Below are 25796 nucleotides of genomic sequence, written 5' to 3' on the forward strand. Positions count from 1 at the left end.
TGGTGTGCGGTTCAGATGGCGGTGGTGCCGCCGTCGGCTACCAGTTCCAGACCGTTGACGTAGCTGGAGTCGTCCGAGGCGAGGAAAAGGGCGATGCTGGCGATTTCTTCGGGGCGCCCCATCTTTCCGCGGGGAATGAGGGACTCGAATTCGGCCTTGGTCGCCTCGTCGAACAGTTCTTCCTGCTTGGCGGTGGCGACCTGGCCGGGGGTCAAAACGTTGACCCGGATCCTGCGGTCGCGCAGTTCGTTGAGCCAGACGCGGGCCCAGGCCTGCTGGACGGCCTTGCTTCCCGCATAAAGGCTCCAGCCGGGGAAGGCGCCGAGAGAGGCGTTGGATCCGGTCATGAGGATCGAGCCGTTGTCGTTCATCAGCGGCAGTGCTTTCTGCACGGTGAACAGGGTGCCGCGCGCGTTGAGCGAGAAGGCGCGGTGGAACTGGTCCTCGGTGATCTCACCGAGGACAGCGGGCTCGCCCATCCCGGCGCTGGCCCACACCACGTCGATCGAGCCCTTCTCCCGCTTGACGGTGTCGTACAAGCGGTCCAGGTCGTCCAGTTCGGCCGCGTCACCCTGAACGGCGGTCACGTTGCGGCCAATCGCCTTGACGGCGTCGTCGAGTGCTTCCTGCCGCCGGGCCTGGATGAAGACGTGCGCTCCTTCCTCGACGAACAGTTTGGCGCCGGCCAGTGCCAAGCCGGTGGATCCGCCGGTGATTACCGCTACCTTGTCATTGAGCTTTCCCACGATCACTCCGTTGAATTGATGGGTATACGAAGTCCGATGTCGAATCCTTGTGTTGAATTCGGTCCGGCTCCAATAGCTACCTATTCAGGCTGCCATTTGTCTGAGCGGGTGTCCAAGACCTCTTTTAAACGTGGTGATACCCTGAAGACATCACCGACTCGGAGACGGACCCCATGGATCTGGACCTGCGCAAGTTGCGTTACTTCGCTGCCGTGGCCGACCAGTTGCACTTCGGCCGCGCCGCCGATGAGCTGCATATCGCGCAGCCGGTGCTCAGCAGGCAGATCCGGGCGCTCGAGCAGGATCTCGGCGCCCCGCTGTTCACCAGGGATCGCCACGGCGTGGCGCTGACCGACGCGGGCCGGCAGCTGCTGGCAGACGCCGGTCCGCTGCTCGCCTCCGCGCACGCGGTCCGCCGCCGGGTGTCCGTGGCAGCCCGGGGCAGCCGGCGGCTGATGGTTGGTTTCCGGGCCGGCATCCCGGTCATCCCGGCGGCGCGGGCGTTCGAGGCCCGGCACCCGGACGTGATCGTGGACGTGCAGCGGATCGAATCGGACGACCAGGCCGCGATGTTGCTCGACGGCCGCATCGAGGTCGCCTATGTGCGGTTGCCCATCGACGAGACCGGCCTGCGCGTGACCCCGCTGTACACCGAGCCGCGGGTGGCGGTGCTGCCCGTCGGCCACCGGTTGGCCGGCAAGGAGGAGGTCACCGAAGCCGACCTGGCCGGCGAACCGCTGCTCTGGCATGCCGACTCGACCACACAGCCCACCAGGCGCGCGCATCCCAACGCCGGGTACCTGGTGCGCGGGGTGGACGAGACGCTTGAGCACGTCGCGGCCGGCCGGGGCATCTCGTTCCTGGCCCGTTCGGCGTCCGTGTTCTCCTCACATCCGGAGGTCGCGTATGTGCCCATCCCGGATCTGGCGCCCGATCAGGTGTGCCTCGCGGCGGCGGCATCGCGCACCTCGCCGCTGATCGACGACTTCTTCGCCGCGGCTCAGGCGACGGCCGAGATCACGGCGGAATGCGGGAACTATGAAATGTGGCAGCTTGGCAGCGATGCCATTTCATAGCACGGTTGGGTTGGTTCGACACATGGGCGCTCCCCGGGCGAGCGCCCCGCCCGACAGACTCCGAGTGCCTCCATCACGAGCTGTCCGACCTTGCGTGCCGAATACTGCTGCTGACCGGTGATCAGCCTGCCGTCGCGCACGGCGAAAGCCTTGAAGAGACCCCCTGGATGTAGTTGGCTCCGCGTCCCCTGAGCCCGTCCTCGACCCGCCACGGTGTCACCTGCTGCCCGACGGCCGCGTCGTTGAAGGCCTCCTCGACGTTGGCGAAGCCGGTGACGGTCTTTCCCTCGACGAGGAGCCGTCGGAGAGTCTGAGGTCGACCAGTGCGGCTGTGCCATGGCAGTAGACCGCTGTGGGCTTCTCCGACTCGTAGAAGCTCCGGATCGTCTCCTCGAGCTGCGGGTGGCCGCGGAAGGTGAACATCGGGCCCAGACCGCCGGCGACCATGATCGCGTCGTAGTCGTCCGGGTCCAGCTCGGCGAGGGCCGACGTGTCCTCCAGCAGCGCCATCAGCTCGGGTGTGTGGACGAACCCCAGGGTGATCAGATCGTCTGCCGACCACTTCGACGGGTCGCGGGGATCGCTGATCGGGTCCATCTCGACCTTGCCACCTGCCGGGCTCGCGATGGTCACCTTGACGCCTCGTTCGGTCAACTCGTATTAGAGGCGCGTCAGTTCGGCCCCCCAGAAGCCCATTGGCCAGCCGAGCGTGGACGCAGCCGGGTTGGATACGACGACCAGGACTTCCCTCGGCGTGGAGGAGACGAGGTCCACCTGCACGCGGTGCTCGGGCGTCGCCGCGGTGTCTTCGGTTGCCATGTCGGGCATTGTCTTGCGTTCCTGGCCCGGCGACTTCGGCAGGCCGGGTCCGTCGCCGTGTCGGAGCGGCGGTGAAGGAACCCCCGCATGATCGACATGCCCTGAAGCCAGGAATGAACGATGTTGTCGGGGGTTGTCCAGGACGCCCGACCGTGTCATCCGCCAGGACGAACCGGCTGAGGACCAGCGGGGATCGCGCCGGGAGGGCCGGTGCTCGCGGGGCTGGACCTCGAGGCATGCGGTGCCCTGCCGGTTCTGCCGGAGCGGGGCCGCCGCACCGAGCGGGCCGACTCCAGGAGCTGCTCTTGACACCGAGACGACCCCCGTCTCAGGAGAAGTGCGCTGCGGTGATGCCGTGGGGATGCCCGAGCGGCCACTCCGCCGGCTTCAGCCCGGCTTCGGCCAGCGTCTTCAGGGCGGCCGTCAGCTGTCCGGACATGCCTGTGGGCTCCGGATCCATCCGGAGCCCACAGGCATGTCACTGATGGGTGGGGGTTACCAGCGATACCAACGGCCCTTGCGGCCGCCTGTGTCCGCGGAGCGCATCACGAAGCCCAGCAGCCAGACGACCAGGACGATGACGGCGATCCACCACAGTGCCTTCAGCGCGAAGCCCGCGCCGAAGAGGATCAGTGCCAGAAGAAGAACGAGAAGCAGGGGAACCATAGTTATCAACCTCCGTCGCTCCTCGTGCCCGGCGAATCCAAGAACATACGGTCGATTTCCTTGGTTTCTTCACTGCTCTTGCGGGCACTGGACCCAGTTTCTCCACGGGGTGTGGGTCAGGCGGCCAGTGCCTGCTCGACGGTGGGATGACAGGAAATGACCTGGTCCAGGCCGACGAGCTCAATCAGCCGCAGCACCGATGCCTGGGGGGCGGCGAGCCGCAGCCACCCCTGCGCGTCGCTCATGCTCTTGTGGGCGGCGACGAGGACGTTGATGCCGCTGGAGTCCATGAACGTCACGCCGCTGAGGTCCACGACGGTCCGCGGAGGCGTCGGGCCGTCGTCGGGCAGCAGGGCCTGGCTGAGCATGTCCTTGACGGTGTGGTCGATCTCGCCGCGCACGGTGACCACAGGGACGCCGTCGACGGCGGCGTGGCCGATCGACAGCGGGCCGGGCCACCGGGCTGCTTCATGGGTGTCTGTCACCGTGTCCTCGCCGACTGCGCTCACTGATGGGGGGGCTCAAAGGACCGACGCGATCGTGCGCCGATACTGTGCACGATGCTACGGCGAACTCGTGTGCGGCCCATTGCTCAGTCCTCACGGGACATGTGAGGCGTGGTGCGGGGTAGGCGCAGGCGTGTGAACGGGGGGAGGAACAATGGTGGACCCGGCGAAATCAGTCCCCGACGGTGAGGGCGGCGTGATGCCCGGTGCGTCGGCGATACAGGACACCGTCGCGCTGGACGGTGACGGATCCTGCATCGCCGAGGCGCGTCACCGGGCGGTGGATTTCCTTGTCCGCGTCCAGGCCGAGCACGGCCTGCCGGTTTCCGCGCGCGTGATGGATCTGACGCAGCTGGTCGTCAGCGAGCTGGTCACCAACGCCCGCAAGTATGCTCCCGGGCCGGTGCTGATGGAGTTGCGGATCGTCGGCGCCGTGGTGGAGGTGGTCGTGTGGGACAGCGATCCGGTCCTGCCGGTGGCCCGGGCCGCTGACGCGGGCAGAGTCGGGCAGCACGGCCTGGAGATCGTCATGGCCGTCGCCCAGGGCTTCGAAGTGCAGCGGGAGCCGGTCGGCAAACGGATCACGGCCCGCATCGCACTCCCCGACGACCTGGGCGGCGCCATCACGGGACGCCGTCCTCAGTAGGAGCCGGCGGTGGCGGGGGTTTTTGAATTCGGTTCAGGCGGATAATCAAGGAGTGGGTGCAGGATGTGGGGGTAAGCGGTGCGTCGTCGGCCGCTCGGCTGGCCGTGGCGGCGGGATCGACCTGGGAGGGGAACAGTATGGCGACCAGGAGCATGGTGGCAGCGCAGACGCGGACGGACGAGCTGCCGGAGGTCGCTGATCCGTCCCGGGTGGCACCCAAGGACGCCCGAGAACTCTCGAAGTTGTTCTTCCAGCAGCTGGCCGCGCTGGAGGAGGGCACCGCGGAGTATCAGTACGCCCGGAACACGCTGATCGAGATGAACATGTCCCTGGTCCGCTTCGCGGCCGGTCGGTTCCGCAGCCGCGGGCCGGAGGAGATGGAGGACATCGTCCAGGTCGGCATGATCGGCCTGATCAAGGCGATCGACCGCTTCGAGCTGTCCCGGGAGGTGGAGTTCACCTCGTTCGCCATCCCCTACATCGTCGGCGAGATCAAGCGGTTCTTCCGCGACACCACCTGGGCCGTGCACGTTCCGCGCCGCCTGCAGGAAGCCCGCGTCCAGCTGGCCCGCGCCACCGAGGAACTGCGCAGCCGGCTGGGCCGCACCCCCACGGTCCGGGAACTGTCGGAGCTGATGAGCCTGCCCGAGGACGAGGTCCGTGAGGCCCGCCTGGCCGCCAACGGCTACAACTCCGCCTCCCTGGACGCCACGATCAGCGGTAGCGAGGAGGGTGAAGCCGCCCTTCAGGACTTCATCGGCGCCCAGGACACGGACCTGGAGCTGGTGGAGGACTTCCACGCCCTCGCCCCGCTGATCGCGCAACTCGACGAGCGTGAGCGGCAGCTCATCCACATGCGCTTCGTCGAGGAACTCACTCAGGGGCAGATCGGCGAACGCCTGGGCGTCTCCCAGATGCACGTCTCCCGGCTCCTGTCCCGCACGCTTGCCCGACTGCGTGAAGGGATGCTCACGACCCGCTGACACCTCTCGCCCGCGAGAGGGAGGACGGGGTGAGCGGCGCGCGGCGCCCGGGCGCATCCGCTCCCCGGCCCGGCGGTCAGGGGTGTCCGCCGCAGCCGCAGCCCGTCAGGGTCGCCCCCTCCTCGGGCGGCGGGGTCTGTGCGGCGGCCTTTTCCACCGCCGCGAGCAGCCGACGGCGTTCCTCCGGCGAGATCCACCTGCCGTCGACGACCACGCCGTGGATGCGGCGGGTGTTGCGGATGTTCCGCAGCGGGTCGGCGTCGAGGACGAGCAGATCGGCGGCCTGTCCACGGGCCACGGTGCCGACGCCGGGCAGACCGAGGGTGCGGGCCGCGTCCCGTGTGGCCGCACGCAGGGCCTCGGCCGGGGTGAGGCCGGCCGTCACGAGCAGCGCCAGCTCGTCGTGGAGGGCGAAGCCCGGGACGAGGTATCCCGTGCCGGTGTCGGTGCCCGCCGCCAGCCGCACACCCGCGCCGTGCAGCTCGCTCACCAGCCGGAGGCGGTGCTCGAAGATTCGGCGGATCTGCCGGGCCTGCTCGGGGGTGCGGCCACCGATCAGGGCCGCCAGTTGGTCCGGCCAGCTCTCCACCTGCCATGCGGGCAGGTACTTCCACTCCTCCGCCCGGGACGGAACGTCGTCGGGCAGCTCCAGCGTGCGGTGCACGCTGAGCGTGGGCACGACGGCGGTCCCGTAGGCCGCCAGACTCCGGAAGAGGGCGTCCGCCCGGTCCGGGTCGTAGCCCTGCACCGCCCGCCATTCAAGGGGATGCACCTGCTGGAACCAGCTGTGGTAGCGGGACAGGCTGCTCGGGTCGCGCGGGTCGATCCGTACGGCGGCCAGGCGGCGCCGTATCTCCTTCTCGTGCCGTGAGGTCGCCAGGAGCAGTGCGTGCAGGTGCTCGATGGTGCGGTGACCGAGGGCGCTCGCCTCCGCGATCCGTACGGTGTCGGGGCAGTGCCCGAGGTGGGGGATGCCCTGGCGGCGGGCCTCGTCCGCGATGGCGTAGTAGGCCTCGCGGGACAGGCGGGAGTACACCTTGACGAAGTCCGCGCCCTCGCGCTTGACCTGCCGTACGGCACGCCGGGCCTCGGCCGCGTCGCGCACCTCGATGGTGGGGCCCACGTCGGCCGCCCACAGCGAGGGCGCGCCGTCGACGATGGGGCTGCCGACGACCCAGCGGGGGCCGAGCAGCGCACCGCTGCGGATTTTCTCGCGCCACTCGTGATGGACCGGCTGACCCCGCATCTCCCGGACCGTGGTGACGCCGGTGAGCGCGTACAGCGCCGGGATCACCGTTTCCGGGCCGTCGCTGTGGGTGTGCGCCTCGATCAGTCCCGGAATCAGGAACTTGCCGGTCAGGTCGACCGTGCGGGTGCCCGGGCGGAGCCGGGCCTGTGCGCTCGGGGTGAGTGCGGTGATGCGGCCGCCCTCGACGACGACCGTCATGTCGGGGGCCGGGGCTGCTTCTGACCCGTCGATCACGGTGACGTGGGTGAGCGCCAACGGGCCGGTACCGGCGCCGTTTCCGACCGTCGTCCCGGCCGCGTGTGCCGTGCTGACGGGCGCCGTGCCCGCAAGTGCCGTACCCGTCATGGCGGCGGCCCCGGCCAGGAACCCTCGTCGGGCCATGCCGGCCTGTGCCCCACTTGCTGCTTCGGACATGCTGCTTCCCCCTTCTGCTGGTGAATCCGCCGGCCGTGTCCGCCGACCCCATGACTCTGGCGGACACGGGGCGATATGACAGTGCGGCCAGACGGTGCGTGTGGGGGTGTTGTTGGGACCACCGGGGGCCGGCGTCGTACACGGACGCCGTGGCCCCGGTGCGCAGGTAGCCGTGGGGGAGCAGTACTACCGCCGCCTCTTATCCGCTAACATAGAACAATTAGATAGATGAATAACCTAGTGCTGGCGAGGAGTATCCGTGGACTTCGGGCTGACCGACGAGCAGGACCTGTTGCGTGCGACGGCTCGGCAGTTCGTCGCCGACGTGTGCCCGGCCGAGAAGGCCAAGCAGTGGGACGAGGAAGGTGTCGTACCGCCCGAGCTGTTCCGGGGGATGGCAGACCTCGGGTGGTTCTCGCTCCCGTTCGCCGAGGACGAGGGCGGCGACGGTGGCGGACCGCTGGAGCTCATCCTGATCGCCGAGGAGCTCGGGCGGGCCAGCTTCGATGTCGCCATGTGCTACATCGGAGTGCTCATCCCCGGGATCACGGTGTTCCGGTGGGGCAGCGAGGCGCAGCGCGACTTCATCCGCGAGCAGGTGATGACGGGCCGCCACCGGCTCGCCGTCGGCCTCAGCGAGCCGGACAGCGGGTCCGACGCCGCGGCGCTGCGCACCACCGCCGAGGACCACGGGGACGACTTCCTCGTCCGGGGTCAGAAGGCGTGGTGCACCGGTGGTGGGCTGCCCGACACGACCATCGCCACGTATGTGCGGACCGGGCCCCGCGAGCCCAAGCACGGCGGCATCAGCCTGCTGCTCGTCGATCCCGCGACCGAGGGCGTCGAGGTGCGCCGGACGCCGACACTGGCCCGGCACATCCTGGGCACCAACGAGGTCTTCTTCAACGACGCCCTGGTGCCGAAGGAGAACCTCGTCGGCCCGCGCGACGAGGGCTGGAAGGTGATGCTCTCCAACATCGAGCTGGAGAAGGTCATCATCAGCGGGGGCTATCTGGGCGCCGCGCAGGCCACGCTCGACGAGATGCTCGACTATGCCCGCAACCGGCACGCCTTCGGCCGGCCGATCGGCAACTTCCAGGCCCTCGCGCACGCCATGGCCGACCTGCAGACCGAGATCGACTCCGCCCGGCTGCTCGCCTACCGGGCGGCCTGGCTGCTCGCCCAGGGCAAGCCGTGCACACGCGAAGGGTCGATGGCGAAGCTGAAGGGCTCGGAGACGTATGTGGCGGCGGCGCGGCTCGGGATGCAGGTCTGCGCGGGGCACGGGTTCTCGACGGAGAGCGTGATGAGCTTCCGGTACCGGGAGTCGATCGTGGCCACGATCTCCGGGGGCACGAGTCAGATCCAGCGCAACGGCATAGCCCGCAGCATGGGGCTCAGGTCCTACTGAGCCTCGCCGTCCCGGCCTGTCGGCGGTTCTTTCCGGGCTCAGCCGCGTCGGTCTGCCGGTGGTGGCTTTTGGGGTCCGCCGCGTCGGGCCTGTCGGCGGTTGCTTCTGGGCCTCGCCGCCTCAGCCCGCTGGCTGTTCCTTGTGGGCTCCGCCGCCTCAACCTGTCGGCCGTGCCTTTTGAGCCCGCCGCCTCGGCCGGCCGGCTGTTCTATTTGGGTCCGTCGTCCCGGGCTGCTGGCTGTTCCTTTGGAACTCGCTGCCGCGGCTGCCGCATGTGCCTGTTGAGCCTGCCGGCTCGGCTCGCCGGCCGTGGCCCTACTGAGCCGGCCGTCTCGGCCCGTCGGCTGTTCCTTGTGGGTCCGTCGTCCCGGGCTGCTGGCTGATCCTTCGGAACTCGCCGCCCCGGCTGGTCGGCTGTTCCTACTGAGCCCGCCGCCCCGGCCCCGCCGACCGTGCCTACTGAGCTTCGGCGTCCTGGCAGGCCAGCCACTCCTGGTGTCGGGCGAAGTGGCCCTGGTCCCGGGTCACCCAGATCCCGGAGACCCGGGCCAGGACGGCCCGCGTCGGCAGCAGCACCATCTCGCCAGCGATGTACCAGCGCCTGCCCTCCCGCTTTTCCACCCAGGCCCGGACCTCCAGCGGCCGCTGCACCGGAACCGGCTTCACGAAGCTCACGGTCAGCTCCGCCGTCACGCTCAACACGCGGTGCAGCAGCGGCAGATGGCCGAGGCAGTCGTCCAGTACGGCCGCGGTCCAGCCGCCGTGCGCCACATCGGGCCCGCCCTCCTGGTCCCGCGGGCAGGACAGCTCGAACCGCGCCGACCCGTCCTCGTCGAGCCGCTCGTGCTCCACTCCCAGCCGGCAGGAACCGGCGGCGCGGCACGCCCCGCACAGGGCCACCCCGCCGGGAGTCCGGGGCGGTTCCTGGAAGTCGGCCCCCGCCCAGGGCCCGGTCGACGGCGTCGTGGACATGGTGTGACTCCTCTTGTCGGGCGTCGGAGTGCCAGACACCTGGATGTCAGACACCTGAACCTCAGACCTCGGCCAGCAGCGGACGCAGCTTCCCGGCGATCAGCTGAACCTGGCGGGCCACCATCTCCTCGGGCATCCCGGCCAGCGAGGCCCACAGGAACACGCCCTCCACCGGCAACCCTGCCACGTACGCCTTGACGGCGTCGGCGACGTCCTGCGGGGTGCCGTAGAGGAACTGGCCGACACCCGTCGCGCTCAGCCCCGTCTCCCGCCACTTCTCGGGGTCGATGGGGCGGGGGAGCGGCTGATCGGTGCCCTCCACCATGTACCGGCGGTAGCTGTCCCACTGGTACGCCAGGTGCTTGCGGACCACGGGCCAGTCGCCGTCGGGGTCCTCGGTGACGAACGTGGTGAAGGAGCCCTGCATACGCCCCGCCGCCACGTCGTAACCACTCTCGGCGAGCCCTTCCCGGTACGGCGTCAGCAGGGCCGGGTTGAGTGACAGCAGGCCCGTGCCGAGCCGGCCGGCCCGGCGGGCGCCCTGCGGGCCCTGGTAGCCGAGCCAGATCGGCAGCGGGTCCTGCACCGGCCCTGGGGTGACCAGGGATTCGGCCCACAGGCCGCGGATCTCCCGTACCCGCTGATCGGTCGTGGTGTAGCGCTTGGCGAGGTCGGCGCCGTACAGCCGGTACTCGGGCACCCGGTAGCCGGTGCCGAGCCCGAGGTCCAGGCGGCCGTCGCTGATGATGTCCACGAGCGCGGCCTGTTCGGCGATCTCGGGGGCGGCGTGCAGCGGTGCGGCGATGACCGCGGTGCCCAGGCGGATCAGCCGGGTGCGCGCGGCGGCAGCCGCGGCCATGGTGAGCGGCTGGGGGAGATAGCCGTCCTCGAAGCCGTGGTGTTCCGAGAACCAGACCGAGTCGAGGCCGAGCCGGTCCGCCTCCTCGCACATCTCCAGGGCGAACCCGTACACCCGTGACCAACTCTGCTGCCACGGCGGCGGGTTGCGCAGATCGAAGTAGATGCCCACCTTCACAAGGAACCTCCTGCTGTTGTGGTGTTGTCCGCCAGCCGGATCGTCGCGTGCGCGACGGTCACTCCGTCCCCGGGCGGCAGCAGCCGTACCGGGCGCAGCTCCAGCGCCTCGATCTCGGGGACGTCCTCGACCATCGCCGAGAGCCTCAGGACGGTCTCCTCAAGGGCACCGAAGTCCACACCCTGTCTCTCCAGCAGGGGAGTCGCCCGAAGCGAGCGGACCATCTCGCGGGCGTCGCGGTCGCTGAGCGGGGTGACGCGGTGCGCGACGTCCGCCATGAGGTCGGCGTAGTCCCCGGTGAGGCCGAAGGCGACCACGGGGCCGAAGACCGGGTCGGCGCGGACGGTGAGAAACGCGTCGGATCCAGGGGCCGGTCCAGGGCTCGATCCGGGGCCCGGTTCAGCGTCGCGTACGGCGATTCCGTACGCGGCGAGCAGCTCGGTCGCGACCTCTGCGGGGACCGGCCCGGGGGCACAGGAGGCGATCAGCGCCCGGGCCCGCTCGGCGTCGACTCCCGCGAGGTCGGGTACGACGCCGGCGGGGGTGCTGCGCCAGGTCTGGTAGGCCGCCGCGTGCCCGAGCGAGGTGGCCGCGGCCTCGGGGAACGTGTACGTCGGGACCACCAGGTCGCCCCGGTGGAGAAGGTCGGCGACGCCCGCGCCGCCCAGGAAGCTGGCGAGCACGGGTTTGTCGGGGCGGGCCGCGGCCGCGTCGAGTATCGCCGACGCCACCTCGTCGGGCTTGTCCGCCAGCGGCGGCATGAACAGGACGACGGCCGCGTCGATGCCGTCGTCCGCCAGGGCGGCGTCCAGGGCCTGCCGGTAGTGCGCGGCGGTGGCCATCGGGGTCAGGTCGATCGGGTTGGCGACGTCGGCCCGCGGTGCCAGGGCCGTACGCAGCGTCTGCCGGGTGCGCTCGCCGAGCGCGGGCACGCACAGACCGCTCGCCGCGCACGCGCCGACCGTCAGCGCCGCCGGGCCGCCCGCGTTGGTGATCACGGCGACCCCGTTGCCGGGCGGCGGAGGCTGATGGGCGAGGAGGAGGGCGACGTCGAACAGCTCTTGGAGGCTGCGGGTGCGGATCACGCCGGACTGGGCGAACAGGGAGCTCACCGCCGAGTCCGCGTGGCCCGGATGGACCGCGACGATCGGTTTGCGGGGCGCGATCCGGCGGGCGACGCGGGCGAACCGGCGCGGATCGCCGAAGGTCTCCACGTGCAGCAGGATCACCGAGGTCCCCGGGTCCTCCTCCCACCACTGGAGCAGTTCGTCGGTGGAGACGTCGACGGCGTGGCCCACCGACACGAAGCCGGAGAAGCCGAGCCGCAGTCGACGGGCGAAGTCGAGCACCGCGAGCCCGAGCGGCCCGGACTGGCTGGACATCGCCACCCGGCCGGGCGTCGGCAGGGCGGGCGAGAAGGTCGCGGCCAGTCGCGCCGCGGGGGTCGTGTTGAGCACGCCCATACAGTTCGGGCCCACCAGCCGCATGCCGGAGGCGCGCGCGAAACGCGCCAGCTCCAGCTCGCCGGCCCGTCCTTCGGCTCCGGTCTCCCCGAAGCCCGTCGAGACGACGACCACGGCCTTGACGCCGGCCTCGGCGCATTCCCGTACGACACCGGGTACGGCCTCGGCGCGTACGGCCACCAGCGCAAGGTCCGGCGGTTCGGGCAGGTCCCGGACGCTTGCGTACGCCCGCGCCCCGGCGATGTGCCCGGCCCGCGGGTTGACGGGGAACACGCTGCCGGCGAAGCCGCCCCGCAGCAGGTTGGCGACGATCTCGTGGCCGATCGTCAGCGGGTCGCGGTTGGCGCCGATCACGGCGACCGAGCGCGGTTCGAGCAGGGGCTTGAGCGAGCGCCGTACGGCCGTCTGCTCGCGGCGCTCGGCCCGCGCGACGGCCTGGGCCTGCGGATCGACGGCGATCTCGAAGTGGATGATCTGGCCGGGCGGACCGGCTTCAATCCGGTAGCCGGACCCGAGGAACACGTTGATCATCCGGGCGTTGTCGGCGAGGACGTCGGCCTCCAGCACCCGGATGCCCCGGGCACGCGCGGCGGCGGCGATGTGCTCCAGGAGCAGCCTGCCGAACCCCTCGCTCTGGTGGTCGTCCCGGATGGTGAACGTGACCTCGGCGTGCTCCGGTTCCTCCGGGTCGCGGACGTAGCGCACCAGGCCGGCGATCTCGTCCCCGGCCAGGGCGACGAGCGCCAGCTCGTTGAGGTAGTCCACATGGGCGCCGCGCCGGATGACGTCGTCGCGGGCACGGACCACCGGTCCGAGGGAGCGGTAGGCCAGGGTGGCCCGGGACAGGGTGCCGACGAAGGTGACCAGGCGGTCGGCGTCCTCCGGCCGGATGGGCCGGACGAAGGTCGACCGCCCGGTCCTGACGAGCCCGGGCCGTTCCAGGTCTTCGGGGTACGAGGGGTCCGGGGAGTCCGAGGGGTACGGGGGAGTGGTCACAGGAGATGCGTCCGAAAGTCTCGCGCCGTCGGCGCCGCTCAGACGGCCGCCTCCAGGGGAGTCTGCTCCGGCAGGCGGAAGAGTTCGTTGAAGGTGCCGCGCGTGACGCGCTCGCGAATGTCGTCCGGCACGCCGTCGAACAGGTCGTGGAGCGTGGACTGGGTGTGGCCGTAGGTGCCTTCCAGGTGGGGGTAGTCGTCGCCCCACATCACGTTGCGGTAGCCGGTCGACTCGACGATCTCCACCGAGCTCTTGTCGTGCTGGAAGGAGGCGTACACCTGCTGCCTGATGATCTCGCTGGGCAGCCGGCTCAGCTTCGGCCGGACGAACATGCCGTGCTGGCGGTAGGCCTCGTCCATGCGGTCGCCGATGGCCGGCACCCAGCCGGCGCCGCCCTCGGCGATGAGGATCCTCAGGTCGGGGTGGCGGTCCAGGGCGCCGCCGGCGACCATGTGGGACACAACGCGCATGCCCGGGTAGGTGGTCTCCATGTAGTTGACGACCGCGCCGCCGGGTCCGCGGAAGACGACGTTCTGCGCGCCGGTGCCGATGTGGAAGCCGAGCACCAGGCCCGCCCGCTCGACCGCGGTCCACAGCGGCTCCCAGCGGTCCAGGGCGTATTCCTCGCCCGGTCGTGTCGAACACGGAAGGAAGATGGCCTGGAAGCCCAGTTCCGCGACCCGCTCGACCTCGGCGACCGCGTCGTCGATGTCGGCCGTCGAGACGCAGGCCGTGGTGATGACACGCTTGTTCTTGCGGAGGATCTCGTCATGGGCCCAGTCGTTCCAGGCCCGTACCGTCTCCCGGGCGAGCTCCCGGTCGGTGATCGACACGAGCCAGAACCCCATGGAGGGGAAGGCCAGTTGGCCCCACACGCCCTCCTGGTCGAGGTCCTTGAGCCGGACGTTCAGGTCCCAGGCGCCCGGCGGCCGCATCGCGTCCATGAAGTCGCCGAGCTGGCGGTCGATGCGCTCGCCGTCGATGTAGAGCATCTCGTACTTCTCGCCGCGCTCACTGCGCGGCGCCCGCGCGCCCAGCCGCGCGGACAGCCGCTCGGTCCACACGTCGGCGGGTTCCATCACATGGGAGTCCCCGGAGTTGACCCAGATCTTCGTCATGACGCTCCTTCGGGTCAAGGCTGCAAGCTCAATGGATGTAATCAGTTAGCGATTTTAGTTGTATGGATGGCCGAAGGGAAGGCCGGGCCGGGAGAGATCAGCCCCGGCGCCGTTCGATCTCGTCCACCAACTGCGGCAGCACCGTGAAGAGGTCCCCGACCACGCCGTGGTCGGCGAGCTCGAAGATCGGTGCTTCGGCGTCCTTGTTGACGGCGACGATGGTCTTGGACGTCTGCATGCCCGCCCGGTGCTGGATCGCGCCGGAGATGCCGGCGGCGAGGTAGAGCTGCGGGGAGACCTGGGTGCCGGTCTGGCCGACCTGGTGGCTGTGCGGATACCAGCCCGCGTCCACGGCCGCGCGGGACGCCCCGACGGCCGCACCGAGCGCGTCGGCGACCCGTTCGATGAGGGCGAAGTTCTCGGCCCCGTTCACCCCGCGACCGCCGGAGACCACGATGTCCGCCTCGGTCAGCTCGGGCCGGTCGCCGCGCTCCCGCGGTGTGCGGGACAGGACCCGGACGGCGTGCGAGACCGGGCCGAAGGTGACGTCCTGCTTCTCGACGACGGGTGCGGCGGGGGCGGCCTCGGGTGCGGCGGCGTTCGGCTTGACCGTGATCACCGGCACGCCCTGGGTGACGTGCGCGGTGACCTGATGGGTCGCGGCGAACGCCGACTGCTCGGTGACCGGTCCGTCCGGTCCCGCGGTGACATCGACGGCGTCGGTGATGAGTCCGGAGCCGAGCCGCAGCGCGACCCGCGCGGCGATCTCCTTGCCGTCCGGCCCGGACGGCACCAGGATCGCGGCCGGGCCGGTGCGCTCGGCGATCTGCGTGAGGGCGTCCACAGCCGGGGTGACGAGGTACTCGTCGACCTCGGGGGCGTCAACGACATAGATCTTCCGGGCGCCGTACCGGCCGAGAACCTCGGTCGCGGTGTCCGCGCCAGGCCCCAGGAAGACGGCCGAGGGTTCGCCCAAGCGGCGGGCCAGGGTGAGCAGTTCGAGGGTCGGCTTGCGTACGGCACCGTCGACGTGGTCGACGAGGACGAGGATCTCGGCCACGGTGATGCAACTCCTTCAGGTCCTGGGGGCGGAACGCGGTCAGATGAACTTCTTGGTGGTGAGGAACGCGGCCAGGCCGATGCCGCCCGTCCCCTCGTCGGCGACGATCTCGCCCTTGGTGCGCGGCGGCCGCCGGGTCGCCGTGTCCACGGCCGACCGCGCCCCGGCCGGGCCGACCTCGGCGGCCTCGATGCCGAGGTCGGCGAGGTCGAGGGTCTCCACCGGCTTCTTCTTCGCGGCCATGATCCCCTTGAAGGAGGGGTAGCGGGCGTCCCCGGAGCGGTCGGTCACCGAGACGACGGCGGGCAGGGCGCCCTGGATCCGTACGGTCGCGCCCTCGCCCTCGCGGCGCCCGGTGACGGTGCCGTCCTCGATCGCCAGGTCTTCGAGGTGGGTGACGGCCGGGACGCCGAGCCGCTCGGCAAGGAGCGCGGGCAGCACGCCCATGGTGCCGTCCGTCGAGGCCATCCCGCACAGGACGAGATCGAAGCCGTGCCGCTCGATCGCCTTGGCCAGCACCAGTGACGTGCCGAACGCGTCACTGCCCTCGATGTCCTCGTCGCTCACATGGATCGCTCCGTCACCGCCCATGGCCAGGGCCTTGCGCAGGGCGTCGCGCGCGTCGTCGGGTCCGACGGTGAGGTAGCTGATCTCGGCATCCGCGTCCGACTCGGCCAGGCGCAGCGCCTGCTCGACGGCGTATTCGTCGAGTTCGGACAGCAGCGAGTCGACCGACGCCCGGTCGGTGGTCCCGTCCTCGGTGAAGGTGCGGTCCGCCGTGGCGTCGGGGACGTGCTTCACGCAGACAACGATCTTCACGGCAGCCCTCCTGTGGTTCAATGAGTTCTAATAGTTAACTATATAGATCGGCGGAACGCGAGTCTCGTGTTCAATCCGTCGAATTGGTTGACTGATTGCGCTGATAGCTGGAAGATCTGGGCACTGAGCCGCGAGGAGGCGCCATGGTCGGTGACAGGGACACCGCTGACAGGTACTTCGAGCCCCAGGTGGAGACCATGCCGCGCCAGGAACTGCGCGCGCGGCAGGAGAAACAGCTCCTGGAGCTCGTGGAGTACGCCTACGCCAACTCGGCCTTCTATCGGGAGCTGTGGGACGAGCACGGGGTCCACCCGCGTGACATCCAGTCCCTGGAGGACTTCCGGGCACGCATCCCCTTCATCACCAAGGACATGATCCGCGCCTACCGCAGCCGCACCGGCGACCCCTTCGCCGGTCTGCTCTGCGTCCCGGTCCAGGAGCTGACCTCGGTCTCCTCCAGTTCCGGAACCACCGGCGACCCGGAGTTCTTCGCCGAGATCTGGCAGGACGCCCCGCCGCTGGTGACCGCGCAGGTACGGGACCTGTGGGAGCTGGGCCTCAGGCCCGGCGACCGGGTCCTGAGCCCGCCCGGCACCTTCCGCAACTTCATGGACGCCGGCTTCCAGGCGCTGGGCGCGGTGGTCATCGAGGTCGACACCTGGATGGGCAACATGCCCGAGGTCGTCGAGGCCCTGCGCACCTACCGCCCCGCCTACCTGCAGATGATGTATCCGCAGATGGTGGAGCTGGAGCACCTGGCCGAGAAGACCGACCTGAGGGAGGCCTTCTCCTCCCTCAAGGGCGCCTCCTGCGCCGGTCAGCCCCTCAGCCGGAAGATGCGCGAGCGGATCCGCGACGACTGGGGCATCGACGTCTACGAGTACACCAGCGCCGCCGACACCGGCACCGCCTGGGAGTGCCGCGAGCACGACGGCTTCCACCTCTGGGAGGACACCGTCTTCGCCGAGTGCGTCGAGGTCGACGAGCACGGCTGGCGCGACGTCCCCGAGAGTGACCTGGGCGAACTGGTCGCCACCGACCTGGACAACCGGGCAGCGCCGCTGATCCGTTACCGCAGCGAGGACCTCGTCCGCCTCTCCCGCGACACCTGCGGTTGCGGCCGCACCCACGCCCGTATGTGGGTGGCCGGGCGGCGCGGCGACGAGACGGTGGTCCAGGGACGCTCCGTCGTCCTGCGGGACGTCTGGCAGGCGGTGGAGGACCAGCCGGAGACCGTCGCGGGCGTCTTCCAGATCGTCCGGGACCGGCGCGAGGTCGACGAACTGCGGCTGCGCGTCGGCTACGACCCGCATCTCACCGGCGACGTCGACGCCCTGGCCGGACGCCTGAGCGAGGCCGTGCGCGAGCGGACCGGAGTCAAGCCGGTGCTCGACATGCGCACCGAGGAGGACCTGTTGAAGACCATGACCAGCGTCGCCAAGTTCCCCCGGGTGGTGAAGACCTGATGGCCCGCGCCGACACCCTGGCCCGAGCCAGGACGCTCGACCGCCCCGAACTCGCCTACCTCATTCGCTTCCCGACCGCCGACGGCGTCCGGGACCTGGAGCTGACCTGGGCGGAACTCGCCCGCGACACCGAGTGGGCCACCGCGCGGCTGCGGGAGCACGGTCTCGCCGCCGGGCAGCGGGCCCTGCTGACCGCCTCCGGCTTCGAGGGCTTCTGGGGACGCGCGGTGATCGGCGCCCTGCGCACGCTCAAGGTGCCGTACGGCATCGCCGAGGCGATGGGCTGGGACCACCGCCGCACCGCGGTCTTCCACCGCGAACTGACCCCGCACGCGGTGATCGGCCTGTCGGCCCAGACGCTGGAGGGACTGGCGGGCGCGGCCGACATCGGCGAGATGTTCCGGTCCACGCCGGTCGTGCTGGCCCGGCCCGCCGCCGTACCCGTCCTGCGTGCGGTGGGGGTGACCGCCTCCGTGATCTCGGCGGTGGGACCGGCTCTCGCCCTGGAGTGCCCCGAACGCAGCGGCGCACATGTCAACGCCGCCGAATGGCGGTTCGGCGAGCGGGACGGGCAGCTGACCGTGGCGGCGGGGGAGGGGCGCACCTCGCCCCTGTCCGAGACACCGCTCGGCATCACCGGACGCGTCGTCGCGGGCCGGTGCGGCTGCGGCAGCGACGACCCGCGAGTCCTGCTCGCCGAGGCCAACTGACCTTTCCGATGGAGGAATTGAGCATGTCTGAAGGAGTGGTCGAAGGCCGGATCGCGGTCGTCACCGGCGCCGGCAACGGGATCGGCCGGGCGCACGCACTGGCGTTCGCCGCGCACGGGGCGAAGGTCGTCGTCAACGACCTGGGCGGCGGACGGGACGGCGGGGGTGCCTCGGCCGGGCCCGCCCAGAGTGTGGTCGACGAGATCGTCGCGGCCGGCGGCGAGGCGGTGGCCAACACGGACGACATCTCGACCTGGGAGGGCGCCGGCCGGCTCGTCCAGCAGGCCGTGGACACCTACGGCGGTCTGGACGTGCTGGTCAACAACGCCGGCATCCTGCGCGACCGGATGATCGTGTCGATGACCGAGCGGGACTGGGACAGTGTGATCGCCGTCCACCTCAAGGGCAGCTTCGCCACCCTCCATCACGCGGCCGCGTACTGGCGCGAGCGCGCCAAGTCCGGTCACGGCAACGACGCCCGGGTGATCAACACGACCTCCCCGTCCGGCATCTTCGGCAACCCCGGCCAGTCCAACTACGGCTCCGCCAAGGCCGGCCTCGCCAGCCTCACCCTCATCGCCGCCGCCGAACTCGCCCGCTACGGCGTGACGGTGAACGCCATCGCGCCCACCGCGCTGACCCGGCTGACCGAGGACATCGAAATGATGAAGCAGGCGGCAGAGATTCAGGACCTGACCCCCGAGGCCATCTCCCCGCTGGTGGTGTGGCTGGGCTCGGCCGCCTCCCGCGAGGTCACCGGCCGGGTGTTCGGCGTCGTCGGCAACCGGATCACCGTTCTGGAGGGCTGGGTCAACGGCCCCGCCGCGAGCGCCGACACCCGCTGGACGCCGGAGGAGCTGTCCTCCGTTGTCCCGAACCTGGTGGCCAAGGCGGCTCCGAACGCCGACGTCCTGGGCAACCGGAACGGAGCCTGAGATGACGACGACACAACGCCCCGTCGCCGAGGGCCTGTTCACCTGGCCGCCCGCCGCAGCGCCCCTCCGGTTGATCGGTTCCGAGTGCCGGGTGTGCGGTCTGGTGAGCTTCCCGTCGGCCGTGACCTGCGTCCGGTGCGCGAGCGACGAGTCGAAGGAACGGCTCCTGGCGGACCGCGGCACGCTGTGGACGTACACGACCCAGGACTTCCGCCCGCCGTCCCCGCCGTACGACGGCCCCGAAGCCTTCGAGCCGTACGCGGTCGGTTACATCGAGCTCCCCGGCGAGCTGCTGATCGAGGCGCGACTGACCGAACCCGACCCGGACAAGCTGCGGATCGGGCAGACCATGCGGCTGACGCTCGTGCCCTACACCGTGCAGGACGACGGCACCGAAGTCGTCACCTTCGCGTTCGCCCCGGTCGAAGAGTCCACCCATGCCGAACAGGAGGCGTCATGACCGAGGCCGTCATCATCGGGGTGGGGCTGCACCCCTTCGGCCGGTTCCCCGGCAAGCCCGCGCTGGACATGGGCGCCGACGCGGTACGGCTGGCGCTCACCGACGCGGGCGTCAATTGGCCGCAGATCCAAGGCGGATACATCGGCAGCTACGAGGTCGCCAACCCCGACGCGATCGTCGGCCGGCTCGGCCTGACCGGCGTACCCCTGCGCGGCGTCTTCAACGGCTGCGCGACGGCCGGTACGGCGGTGGCGCTGGCCGCCCGCGCCATCGAGACCGGCGAGCACGACCTGACCATCGCCATCGGCCTGGACAAGCACCCGCGCGGCGCGTTCGCCGCCGACCCGTCCGTGGCCGGCATCCCCTCCTGGTACGGGCAGACCGGACTCTTCCTCACCACCCACTTCTTTGGCATGAAGATCAACCGCTATATGCACGAGCACGGCATCTCCCACGAGACGCTCGCCCGCGTGGCCTCGAAGAACTTCCGCAACGCGGCCGGCAACGAGAAGGCGTGGCGCCGAACGCCCCTGTCCCCCGAGGAGATCCTCGCCTCCCCGGTCCTCAACTACCCCCTGCGCCAGTTCATGTACTGCGGCCCGAACGAGGGCGCCGCGGCGATCGTGATGTGCCGCGCCGACCAGGCCCACAAGTACACGGGGAAGCCGGTACGGGTCCGCTCCACCGCCCTGCGCAGCCGCAGGCTCGGCGCGTTCGAGGTGCAGAGCCCGTCCTTCCCGGTCGGGGAGCCCGTGGACAGCCCGAGCGTGGACGCCTCCCGGGCGGCGTACGAAAGCGCGGGCATCGGCCCCGAGGACGTCGACGTCGCCCAACTCCAGGACACCGACGCCGGGTCGGAGATCATCCACATGGCCGAGAACGGCCTCTGCAAGGACGGCGAACAGGAACGCCTCATCACCGAGGGCGCCACCGAGATCGGCGGCCGGCTCCCGGTCAACACCGACGGCGGACTCCTCGGCAACGGGGAGCCGATCGGCGCGTCCGGGCTGCGCCAGATCCACGAGATCGTCCTCCAGCTGCGCGGTGCCGCGGGCACCCGCCAGATCCCCGGCACACCGCGCGTCGGCTACACCCACCTGTACGGCGCGCCCGGCGCGTCGGCGGTGACGATCCTCTCGACCTGAACCTCTCCCTCTGAACCTCTCCCCGACCGCGGAGCGAACGCGATGGAATCCGACGACATGCAGGACTTCGCCGCCGAGGCACGCCGCTTCCTCGACGCGCACGTGGCGAAGGCCCCCGACCGCACCGCCGTCACCTGGGGCGAGGGCGACGACTCGATGGCGTACTTCAGCAGCCTCCCGCCCGACGAGGAACGGGAGTTCGTGCAGTGCGCCCGGGAGTGGCAGCGGATCCGCTATGAGAACGGCTTCGGCTGGATCACCGGACCGGTGGAGTACGGCGGCCGGGGCCTGACCCCCGTCCACGACCTGCTCTACGACGCCGTCGAGTCGGAGTACGACGTCGCCGACACCGGTGTGCTCAGTGTGATCGGCCTGGGCATGATCGGGCCGACGATCCTGGCCCACGCCCAGCCCCACATCAAGGACCGCTGGCTGCCGGCGATGTACCGCGGGGACGCCATCGCCTGCCAGCTGTTCAGCGAACCCGGCGCGGGATCCGACCTGGCGAGCGTGGCGACCCGGGCCGTCCGCGAGGGCGAGGACTGGGTGCTGAACGGGCAGAAGGTCTGGACGTCGGTCGCCCAGCACAGCCAGATCGGCCTCGCCCTGACCCGGACGAACCCGGACGCGCCCAAGCACCGCGGCATCACCGCCTTCCTGGTCCCCATGGACACCCCCGGTGTCGAGGTACGGCCGCTGCGGCAGATGACCGGCGGCGCGGACTTCAACGAGGTCTTCCTCACCGACGTCCGCATCCCCGACGACCACCGCCTCGGCGAGGTCGACGGCGGCTGGACGGTCGCGCTGACCACCCTGATGAACGAGCGCGCGACCGTCGGCAGCGAAGGGGTCGGCCCGGTGGCCGCCGCCCTGTCTCCGGACCACCTCTCGGCGCTCATGCGCGCCACCTGGACCTGGGACGACCGCGCCCTGCGCGCCCGCCTCGCCGACCTCCTGGTGGACGTCCTGGCCACCGAGCACCTCAACGCCCGTGCTCTGCGCAAGCTGCGCGGCGGGGTCGCGCCGGGCCCGGAGATGTCCGTGTCCAAGCTGATGTACGGCCAGAACCTGACCCGCGCGGCGCACTTCGTGTCCGACGTGCTCGGCCCCCGGATCATCGCCGACACCGGCCAGTGGGGCACGTACGCCTGGACCGAACTGCTTCTGGCCACACCGGCGTTGCGCATCCTCGGCGGCACCGAGGAGATCATGAAGAACATCCTCGCGGAACGCGTCCTCGGCCTGCCCAAGGAGCCGGTGACCGCCGCTGCCAAGGAGGTGCGGCCGTGACCGCCGACGAGAGCGAACTGCGGGAACTACGGGCAGCCGTAAGCGAGTTCCTGGAGGCCAAGTCGCCCGAGGACGCCGTTCGCAAGCTCATGGAGAGCGAGCCGCGCTTCGACCCGGCGGTGTGGTCCCAGGCGGCCGACCAACTGCGTCTGCCGGGCCTGGCGATCCCCGAGGAGTACGGCGGCGACGGCTTCGGCCTCGTCGAACTCGGCGTCGTCCTGGAGGAGATGGGGCGTGCGCTGTTCTGCGCCCCCTTCTTCGCCACCGTCCTCCTGGCGGCCCAGGCCCTGCTGGCCTCGGGGGACGGGGACGCGTGCGCGCGTCTTCTCCCCGGCATCGCCTCCGGACGCACCACGGCCACCCTCGCCGTCGCCGAGGACCACGGCTCGTGGGACCCCGCCATGGTCTCGGCACGCGCCGTGCCGGACGGTGACGGCGGCTGGACGGTACGCGGCCGCAAGTGCTTCGTCATCGACGGTACGACGGCCGACCTGATCCTGGTGATCGCCCGTACCGTCGCCGGTCCCACCCTCTTCGCCGTGGACCGGGACGCCCCGGGACTTGCGGCGGAGCCGATGCAGACACTGGACGCCACCCGGGCCATGGCCCGGATGACGTTCGACGCCGTCCCCGCGACGCTCGTCGGGACGCAGGGGGCCGGCGGGCGCATCATGGCCAAGGTCCTCGACGTCGCCTCCGTGGGGCTGGCCGCCGAGCAGGCGGGCGGGGCTCGCCGGTGCCTGGAGACGAGCGCGGACTACGCCCGCGTCCGTCATCAGTTCGGCCGGCCGATCGGCTCCTTCCAGGCGGTCAAGCACAAGTGCGCGGACATGCTCGTCCAGGTGGAACTGGCCGAAGCCGCCAGTCGCGAGGCGGCCCGGCTGGCCGACGAACACTCCCCGGACTTCCCGGTCGCCGCGGCTGTGGCCCACGCCTGCTGCTCACGGGCCTACATGTCCGCCGCCATGGAGACCATCCAGGTCCACGGCGGCATCGGCTTCACCTGGGAACATCCGGCCCATCTGTACTTCCGACGCGCCAAGTCCTCGCAACTGCTGTTCGGCGGCCCGGCGGTGTATCACGAGCGGCTGCTGGACCGGCTCGGAATCTGACATACGCCACACATGGGTGAAGGCCCCGGTTTCCCGGGGCCTTCACCCATGTGCTGCTCAGCCGCGCGCCGCCTCGCCCAGCAGCGCCTTCGCGATGATGACCTGCTGCACCTGGCTGGTGCCCTCGTAGATGCGGAACAGCCGGGCGTCGCGGTAGAAGCGCTCGACGGCGACCCCGCGCATATAGCCGGCGCCGCCGTGGATCTGCACGGCCCGGTCCGCGACCCGCCACACCATCTCGCTGGCGAAATACTTCGTGCAGGACGGGCCGATCTTGGTGTCCGTGCCGGCGTCGAAGCCGCGGGCAGCCTCCAGGACGGTGGCGCGTCCGGCGTAGTAGTCGGTCTGCGAGTCGGCGATCAAACCCTGGACGAGCTGGAAGGAGCCGATGAGCTTCCCGGACTGCTTGCGGGTGCTCGCGTAGGCGACCGACTCGTCGACCAGGCGCTCGGCCATGCCGACCATCAGCGCGGAGATGTGCACCCGTCCGTGGGCGATGCAGCCCATCGCGGTGGAGAAGCCCCGGTTCAGGCCGTCCTCGCCGCCGACGAGGGCGGTGGCCGGTACGCGGACGTCGTCGAAGTACACGTCCGCGGTCCAGGCGCCGAACTGGCCCATCTTGTGGTCCTTGGGGGCCACGGTGAGGCCCGGGGTACCGGCCGGGACCAGGAAGGTCGAGATACCGCGGGTGCGTGGGGCGTCGGGGTCGGTGCGGGCGAAGACCATGAAGACGTCGGCGAGGGGGGCGTTGGTGATGTACCGCTTGGCACCGTTGATCACCCACTCGTCGCCGTCCAGGTGCGCCCTCGTGGTGAGGGTGGAGGGATCGGAACCCGCCTCCGGCTCGGTCAGCGCGAACGACGCCAGGACGTCACCCGACGCGATCCGCGGGAGCCACTCGGCCTTCTGTTCCTCGGTGCCGCCGACCATGAGGACGTGCCCGGCGATGCCGTTGTTGGTGCCGAACATCGAGCGCAGGGACGGAGTCGTGTAGCCCAGCTCGAACATCAGCTGGGCCTCCTCGTACATCGACAGCCCCAGCCCGCCGTACTCCTCGGGCAGCGCGAAGCCGAACAGACCCATCTTCTTGGCCGCCTCGCGGATGTCCGCGGGCATCTCGTCCTTCTCGTCGATCTCCGCCTCGAGCGGCACGACGCGGTCCCGGACGAAACGCCGGACCTCGGACAGCACCGCGCTGAAGTCAGCCGCGTCCATGTCGACTCTCCCTTGTTGCCCTCATCGGTCTCACATCTGTCTCATTGATCTGTCTCGTCGGGCTTCTTCTCGGGCCGGTAGCACAGCGCCAGCAGCGCCGCCGCGCTCACCGTGCCGACGCCGGCCGCCAGCAACGCGTGCCGGGCGCCCGCGTCTTGGCGGCGCAGCAGGCCGTCGAGCGAGTACCTGCCGTTGCCCAGCGCGGCCAGTGCGACGGCCGCGCCGCCCACGACACCGGCGTACTCCCAGCCGCCCTTGAAGACGAAGAAGCCCTTGCCGCGGTGGTCGGTCCGCGCGGCCACGGTCATCAGACCGACGGCCGCCGCCGCGGGGAGCGGATTGGCCGCGCCGAGGGCGATGCCGACGCCCGCGGCCATTTCGGTGCCCGCCGCCATCCGGGCGTGCACCTCGGCCGGCTTGAGGCCCAGCGCCTCGAACCAGCCCGTGGTGCCTTTGAGTCCGCCCGGCCCGGCGACCTTGTTCCAACCGTGCGCGAAGAGCATGGGGCCGAGGGTCGCGCGCAGCACGAGGGCGGCGGCGTCGTGGCCCTTCACTGGCCGGCTCCCGTCGCCCGGCCGGCGGGGACAGCACCGTACAACTGCGGTACGGCGTCGACGAGTTCGTCATAGGTGAGGGCCTGCCCCGACTGGCTCGGGTGGACCGCGGCGACCGTCCAGCCCTGCAGCCGGTTCAGCCGGTTGCCCTCGATGCGCAGGACCTGGCCGGTCAGCCAGGCCGCGCTGTCGGAGGCCAGGTAGACGACGACCCCGGAGGCGTTGGCGGGGTCGCGCGGGTCGAAGCCCTCGACGGCCTGGAGGGACTCGCCGACGGCCAGCCCGTCCGTCATCCGGGTGGCCGCGATCGGCGAGATGGCGTTCGCGGTGACGCCGTAGCGGCGCATCTCCAGGGCGGTCAGGACGGTGAGCCCGGCTATGCCGGCCTTCGCCGCCCCGTAGTTGGACTGGCCCTGGTTGCCGAACAGGCCGGTCCCGGACGTCGTGTTGATCACGCGGCCGGAGACCCGCTCGCCCCGCTTCGACGCCTCGCGCCAGTACGCGCACGCGTGCCGGGTGAGCGCGAAGGTGCCCTTGAGATGGACGGCGATGACGGAGTCGAACTCCGCCTCGGTCATCGAGAACAGCATGCGGTCGCGCACGATGCCCGCGTTGTTCACCACGATGTCGAGGCGCCCGAACTCGGCGACGGTGTCGGCGACCATGGTCTCGGTCGCCGCCCAGTCGGTCACCGAGGAGTGGTTGGCGATCGCCCGGCCGCCGAGCTTGGTGATCTCGGCGACGACCTCGTCGGCGGGGGAGTCGCCTGTCTGCTCGCCGTGTATGCCCGAGCCGAGATCGTTCACCACCACGGTCGCCCCGGCCTCGGCGAGCGCCAGACAGTGCGCCCGGCCAAGGCCTCTGCCGCCGCCGGTCACGATGGCGACCTTGTCGTCGAGGATGCCCACGCCGTACCTCCAGAGATGTGA

26 protein-coding genes are annotated in these 25796 nt (G+C 70.6%); 11 read left to right on the forward strand and 15 right to left on the reverse strand.

What is annotated here, in order from left to right:
* Positions 1-11: 11 nt before the first annotated feature.
* A complete protein-coding gene (locus ACIRP7_RS22040; RefSeq protein WP_403662029.1) occupies positions 12-746 on the reverse strand; it encodes an SDR family NAD(P)-dependent oxidoreductase in 735 nt (244 codons plus the stop codon).
* 173 nt (positions 747-919) lie between these two features.
* Here ACIRP7_RS22040 and ACIRP7_RS22045 point away from each other — a divergent pair, with 173 nt between their 5' ends.
* The gene (locus ACIRP7_RS22045; RefSeq protein ID WP_403662032.1) at positions 920-1822 is read left to right on the forward strand and encodes a LysR family transcriptional regulator; all 903 of its coding nucleotides are present in this window, start codon (positions 920-922) and stop codon (positions 1820-1822) included.
* A gap of 216 nt (positions 1823-2038) precedes the next feature.
* Here the strand turns inward: ACIRP7_RS22045 and ACIRP7_RS22050 are convergent, their stop codons facing one another.
* The 4 genes from ACIRP7_RS22050 to ACIRP7_RS22065 form a co-directional block, all read right to left on the reverse strand.
* Positions 2039-2476, reverse strand: a complete 438-nt coding sequence (locus ACIRP7_RS22050; RefSeq protein WP_403662035.1) for a DJ-1/PfpI family protein — start codon at positions 2474-2476, stop codon at positions 2039-2041.
* Between the two features lie 6 nt (positions 2477-2482).
* Positions 2483-2641, reverse strand: a complete 159-nt coding sequence (locus ACIRP7_RS22055; protein WP_403662038.1) for a hypothetical protein — start codon at positions 2639-2641, stop codon at positions 2483-2485.
* Positions 2642-3136: 495 nt separating this feature from the next.
* Entirely contained in the window at positions 3137-3307 is a 171-nt protein-coding gene (locus ACIRP7_RS22060; protein WP_030933194.1) for a DUF5670 family protein, read from the reverse strand.
* 116 nt (positions 3308-3423) lie between these two features.
* Complete coding sequence (locus ACIRP7_RS22065; RefSeq protein WP_403662041.1) at positions 3424-3792, reverse strand: STAS domain-containing protein; 369 nt, start codon at positions 3790-3792, stop codon at positions 3424-3426.
* Positions 3793-3967: 175 nt separating this feature from the next.
* On the opposite strand from ACIRP7_RS22065, the gene ACIRP7_RS22070 reads away from it, so the two are divergent.
* Positions 3968-4459 carry an ATP-binding protein gene (locus tag ACIRP7_RS22070; RefSeq protein ID WP_403662044.1) on the forward strand — a complete coding sequence of 164 codons (492 nt, stop codon included), beginning with the start codon at positions 3968-3970 and terminating at the stop codon, positions 4457-4459.
* A 137-nt stretch (positions 4460-4596) separates the two neighbouring features.
* On the forward strand, positions 4597-5442 hold the full coding sequence (locus tag ACIRP7_RS22075; protein WP_352385448.1) for an RNA polymerase sigma factor SigF: 846 nt from the start codon (positions 4597-4599) through the stop codon (positions 5440-5442).
* A 76-nt stretch (positions 5443-5518) separates the two neighbouring features.
* Here the strand turns inward: ACIRP7_RS22075 and ACIRP7_RS22080 are convergent, their stop codons facing one another.
* Complete coding sequence (locus ACIRP7_RS22080; protein ID WP_403662047.1) at positions 5519-7105, reverse strand: amidohydrolase family protein; 1587 nt, start codon at positions 7103-7105, stop codon at positions 5519-5521.
* Between the two features lie 259 nt (positions 7106-7364).
* On the opposite strand from ACIRP7_RS22080, the gene ACIRP7_RS22085 reads away from it, so the two are divergent.
* Positions 7365-8516 carry an acyl-CoA dehydrogenase family protein gene (locus tag ACIRP7_RS22085; RefSeq protein ID WP_360931411.1) on the forward strand — a complete coding sequence of 384 codons (1152 nt, stop codon included), beginning with the start codon at positions 7365-7367 and terminating at the stop codon, positions 8514-8516.
* 456 nt (positions 8517-8972) lie between these two features.
* Here the strand turns inward: ACIRP7_RS22085 and ACIRP7_RS22090 are convergent, their stop codons facing one another.
* The 6 genes from ACIRP7_RS22090 to ACIRP7_RS22115 all read right to left on the reverse strand — a co-directional run bounded on the left by ACIRP7_RS22090 (position 8973) and on the right by ACIRP7_RS22115 (position 15962).
* Positions 8973-9488: a PaaI family thioesterase gene (locus ACIRP7_RS22090; RefSeq protein WP_403662050.1), complete on the reverse strand. Its 516-nt coding sequence runs from the start codon at positions 9486-9488 to the stop codon at positions 8973-8975.
* Between the two features lie 61 nt (positions 9489-9549).
* Positions 9550-10524, reverse strand: a complete 975-nt coding sequence (locus ACIRP7_RS22095; RefSeq protein ID WP_403662053.1) for an LLM class flavin-dependent oxidoreductase — start codon at positions 10522-10524, stop codon at positions 9550-9552.
* Positions 10521-12983, reverse strand: a complete 2463-nt coding sequence (locus ACIRP7_RS22100) for a GNAT family N-acetyltransferase (RefSeq protein ID WP_403662056.1) — start codon at positions 12981-12983, stop codon at positions 10521-10523. Before ACIRP7_RS22100 ends, ACIRP7_RS22095 begins: the two co-directional genes overlap by 4 nt.
* Positions 12984-13021: 38 nt before the next feature.
* Positions 13022-14101, reverse strand: a complete 1080-nt coding sequence (locus ACIRP7_RS22105; protein WP_403662059.1) for an amidohydrolase family protein — start codon at positions 14099-14101, stop codon at positions 13022-13024.
* Positions 14102-14198: 97 nt separating this feature from the next.
* Positions 14199-15161, reverse strand: a complete 963-nt coding sequence (locus tag ACIRP7_RS22110; protein ID WP_403662061.1) for an electron transfer flavoprotein subunit alpha/FixB family protein — start codon at positions 15159-15161, stop codon at positions 14199-14201.
* 39 nt (positions 15162-15200) lie between these two features.
* The gene (locus ACIRP7_RS22115) at positions 15201-15962 is read right to left on the reverse strand and encodes an electron transfer flavoprotein subunit beta/FixA family protein (protein WP_403662696.1); all 762 of its coding nucleotides are present in this window, start codon (positions 15960-15962) and stop codon (positions 15201-15203) included.
* 161 nt (positions 15963-16123) lie between these two features.
* Between ACIRP7_RS22115 and ACIRP7_RS22120 the strand changes: the two genes are divergently transcribed.
* The 7 genes from ACIRP7_RS22120 to ACIRP7_RS22150 are packed head-to-tail and all read left to right on the forward strand — an operon-like array spanning position 16124 to position 23098.
* Positions 16124-17446 (forward strand): phenylacetate--CoA ligase family protein, encoded by a 1323-nt coding sequence (locus tag ACIRP7_RS22120; RefSeq protein ID WP_007386902.1) that lies wholly within the window; start codon positions 16124-16126, stop codon positions 17444-17446.
* On the forward strand, positions 17446-18156 hold the full coding sequence (locus ACIRP7_RS22125) for a hypothetical protein (RefSeq protein ID WP_403662064.1): 711 nt from the start codon (positions 17446-17448) through the stop codon (positions 18154-18156). The genes ACIRP7_RS22120 and ACIRP7_RS22125 overlap by 1 nt, the downstream gene beginning before the upstream one ends.
* Positions 18157-18179: 23 nt before the next feature.
* The gene (locus tag ACIRP7_RS22130; RefSeq protein WP_403662067.1) at positions 18180-19091 is read left to right on the forward strand and encodes an SDR family oxidoreductase; all 912 of its coding nucleotides are present in this window, start codon (positions 18180-18182) and stop codon (positions 19089-19091) included.
* A gap of 1 nt (position 19092) precedes the next feature.
* Entirely contained in the window at positions 19093-19551 is a 459-nt protein-coding gene (locus ACIRP7_RS22135; RefSeq protein WP_393596925.1) for a Zn-ribbon domain-containing OB-fold protein, read from the forward strand.
* Positions 19548-20696 carry a thiolase family protein gene (locus tag ACIRP7_RS22140; RefSeq protein ID WP_403662070.1) on the forward strand — a complete coding sequence of 383 codons (1149 nt, stop codon included), beginning with the start codon at positions 19548-19550 and terminating at the stop codon, positions 20694-20696. The genes ACIRP7_RS22135 and ACIRP7_RS22140 overlap by 4 nt, the downstream gene beginning before the upstream one ends.
* Positions 20697-20738: 42 nt before the next feature.
* Positions 20739-21986 (forward strand): acyl-CoA dehydrogenase family protein, encoded by a 1248-nt coding sequence (locus ACIRP7_RS22145; protein WP_403662073.1) that lies wholly within the window; start codon positions 20739-20741, stop codon positions 21984-21986.
* Positions 21983-23098: an acyl-CoA dehydrogenase family protein gene (locus ACIRP7_RS22150; RefSeq protein ID WP_403662076.1), complete on the forward strand. Its 1116-nt coding sequence runs from the start codon at positions 21983-21985 to the stop codon at positions 23096-23098. Before ACIRP7_RS22145 ends, ACIRP7_RS22150 begins: the two co-directional genes overlap by 4 nt.
* Before the next feature lie 57 nt (positions 23099-23155).
* Here ACIRP7_RS22150 and ACIRP7_RS22155 read toward each other — a convergent pair whose 3' ends face one another.
* The 3 genes from ACIRP7_RS22155 to ACIRP7_RS22165 are packed head-to-tail and all read right to left on the reverse strand — an operon-like array spanning position 23156 to position 25775.
* Positions 23156-24313, reverse strand: a complete 1158-nt coding sequence (locus tag ACIRP7_RS22155) for an acyl-CoA dehydrogenase family protein (protein ID WP_403662079.1) — start codon at positions 24311-24313, stop codon at positions 23156-23158.
* 41 nt (positions 24314-24354) lie between these two features.
* Positions 24355-24867, reverse strand: a complete 513-nt coding sequence (locus tag ACIRP7_RS22160; protein ID WP_403662082.1) for a DoxX family protein — start codon at positions 24865-24867, stop codon at positions 24355-24357.
* On the reverse strand, positions 24864-25775 hold the full coding sequence (locus ACIRP7_RS22165; RefSeq protein WP_403662085.1) for an SDR family NAD(P)-dependent oxidoreductase: 912 nt from the start codon (positions 25773-25775) through the stop codon (positions 24864-24866). Before ACIRP7_RS22165 ends, ACIRP7_RS22160 begins: the two co-directional genes overlap by 4 nt.
* Between the last annotated feature and the right edge of the window lie 21 nt (positions 25776-25796).

This window comes from Streptomyces sp. NPDC102270 (genome assembly GCF_044766405.1).
GTDB lineage: Bacteria > Actinomycetota > Actinomycetes > Streptomycetales > Streptomycetaceae > Streptomyces.

Coding starts and splice junctions, on each gene's coding strand:
- ACIRP7_RS22155 (WP_403662079.1), bottom strand. CDS start 24,313: ATGGACGCGGCTGACTTCAGCGCGGTGCTGTCCGAGGTCCGGCGTTTC.
- ACIRP7_RS22105 (WP_403662059.1), bottom strand. CDS start 14,101: ATGACGAAGATCTGGGTCAACTCCGGGGACTCCCATGTGATGGAACCC.
- ACIRP7_RS22075 (WP_352385448.1), top strand. CDS start 4,597: ATGGCGACCAGGAGCATGGTGGCAGCGCAGACGCGGACGGACGAGCTG.
- ACIRP7_RS22130 (WP_403662067.1), top strand. CDS start 18,180: ATGTCTGAAGGAGTGGTCGAAGGCCGGATCGCGGTCGTCACCGGCGCC.
- ACIRP7_RS22090 (WP_403662050.1), bottom strand. CDS start 9,488: ATGTCCACGACGCCGTCGACCGGGCCCTGGGCGGGGGCCGACTTCCAG.
- ACIRP7_RS22070 (WP_403662044.1), top strand. CDS start 3,968: ATGGTGGACCCGGCGAAATCAGTCCCCGACGGTGAGGGCGGCGTGATG.
- ACIRP7_RS22120 (WP_007386902.1), top strand. CDS start 16,124: ATGGTCGGTGACAGGGACACCGCTGACAGGTACTTCGAGCCCCAGGTG.
- ACIRP7_RS22145 (WP_403662073.1), top strand. CDS start 20,739: ATGGAATCCGACGACATGCAGGACTTCGCCGCCGAGGCACGCCGCTTC.
- ACIRP7_RS22055 (WP_403662038.1), bottom strand. CDS start 2,641: ATGGCAACCGAAGACACCGCGGCGACGCCCGAGCACCGCGTGCAGGTG.
- ACIRP7_RS22080 (WP_403662047.1), bottom strand. CDS start 7,105: ATGTCCGAAGCAGCAAGTGGGGCACAGGCCGGCATGGCCCGACGAGGG.
- ACIRP7_RS22045 (WP_403662032.1), top strand. CDS start 920: ATGGATCTGGACCTGCGCAAGTTGCGTTACTTCGCTGCCGTGGCCGAC.
- ACIRP7_RS22140 (WP_403662070.1), top strand. CDS start 19,548: ATGACCGAGGCCGTCATCATCGGGGTGGGGCTGCACCCCTTCGGCCGG.
- ACIRP7_RS22125 (WP_403662064.1), top strand. CDS start 17,446: ATGGCCCGCGCCGACACCCTGGCCCGAGCCAGGACGCTCGACCGCCCC.
- ACIRP7_RS22060 (WP_030933194.1), bottom strand. CDS start 3,307: ATGGTTCCCCTGCTTCTCGTTCTTCTTCTGGCACTGATCCTCTTCGGC.
- ACIRP7_RS22135 (WP_393596925.1), top strand. CDS start 19,093: ATGACGACGACACAACGCCCCGTCGCCGAGGGCCTGTTCACCTGGCCG.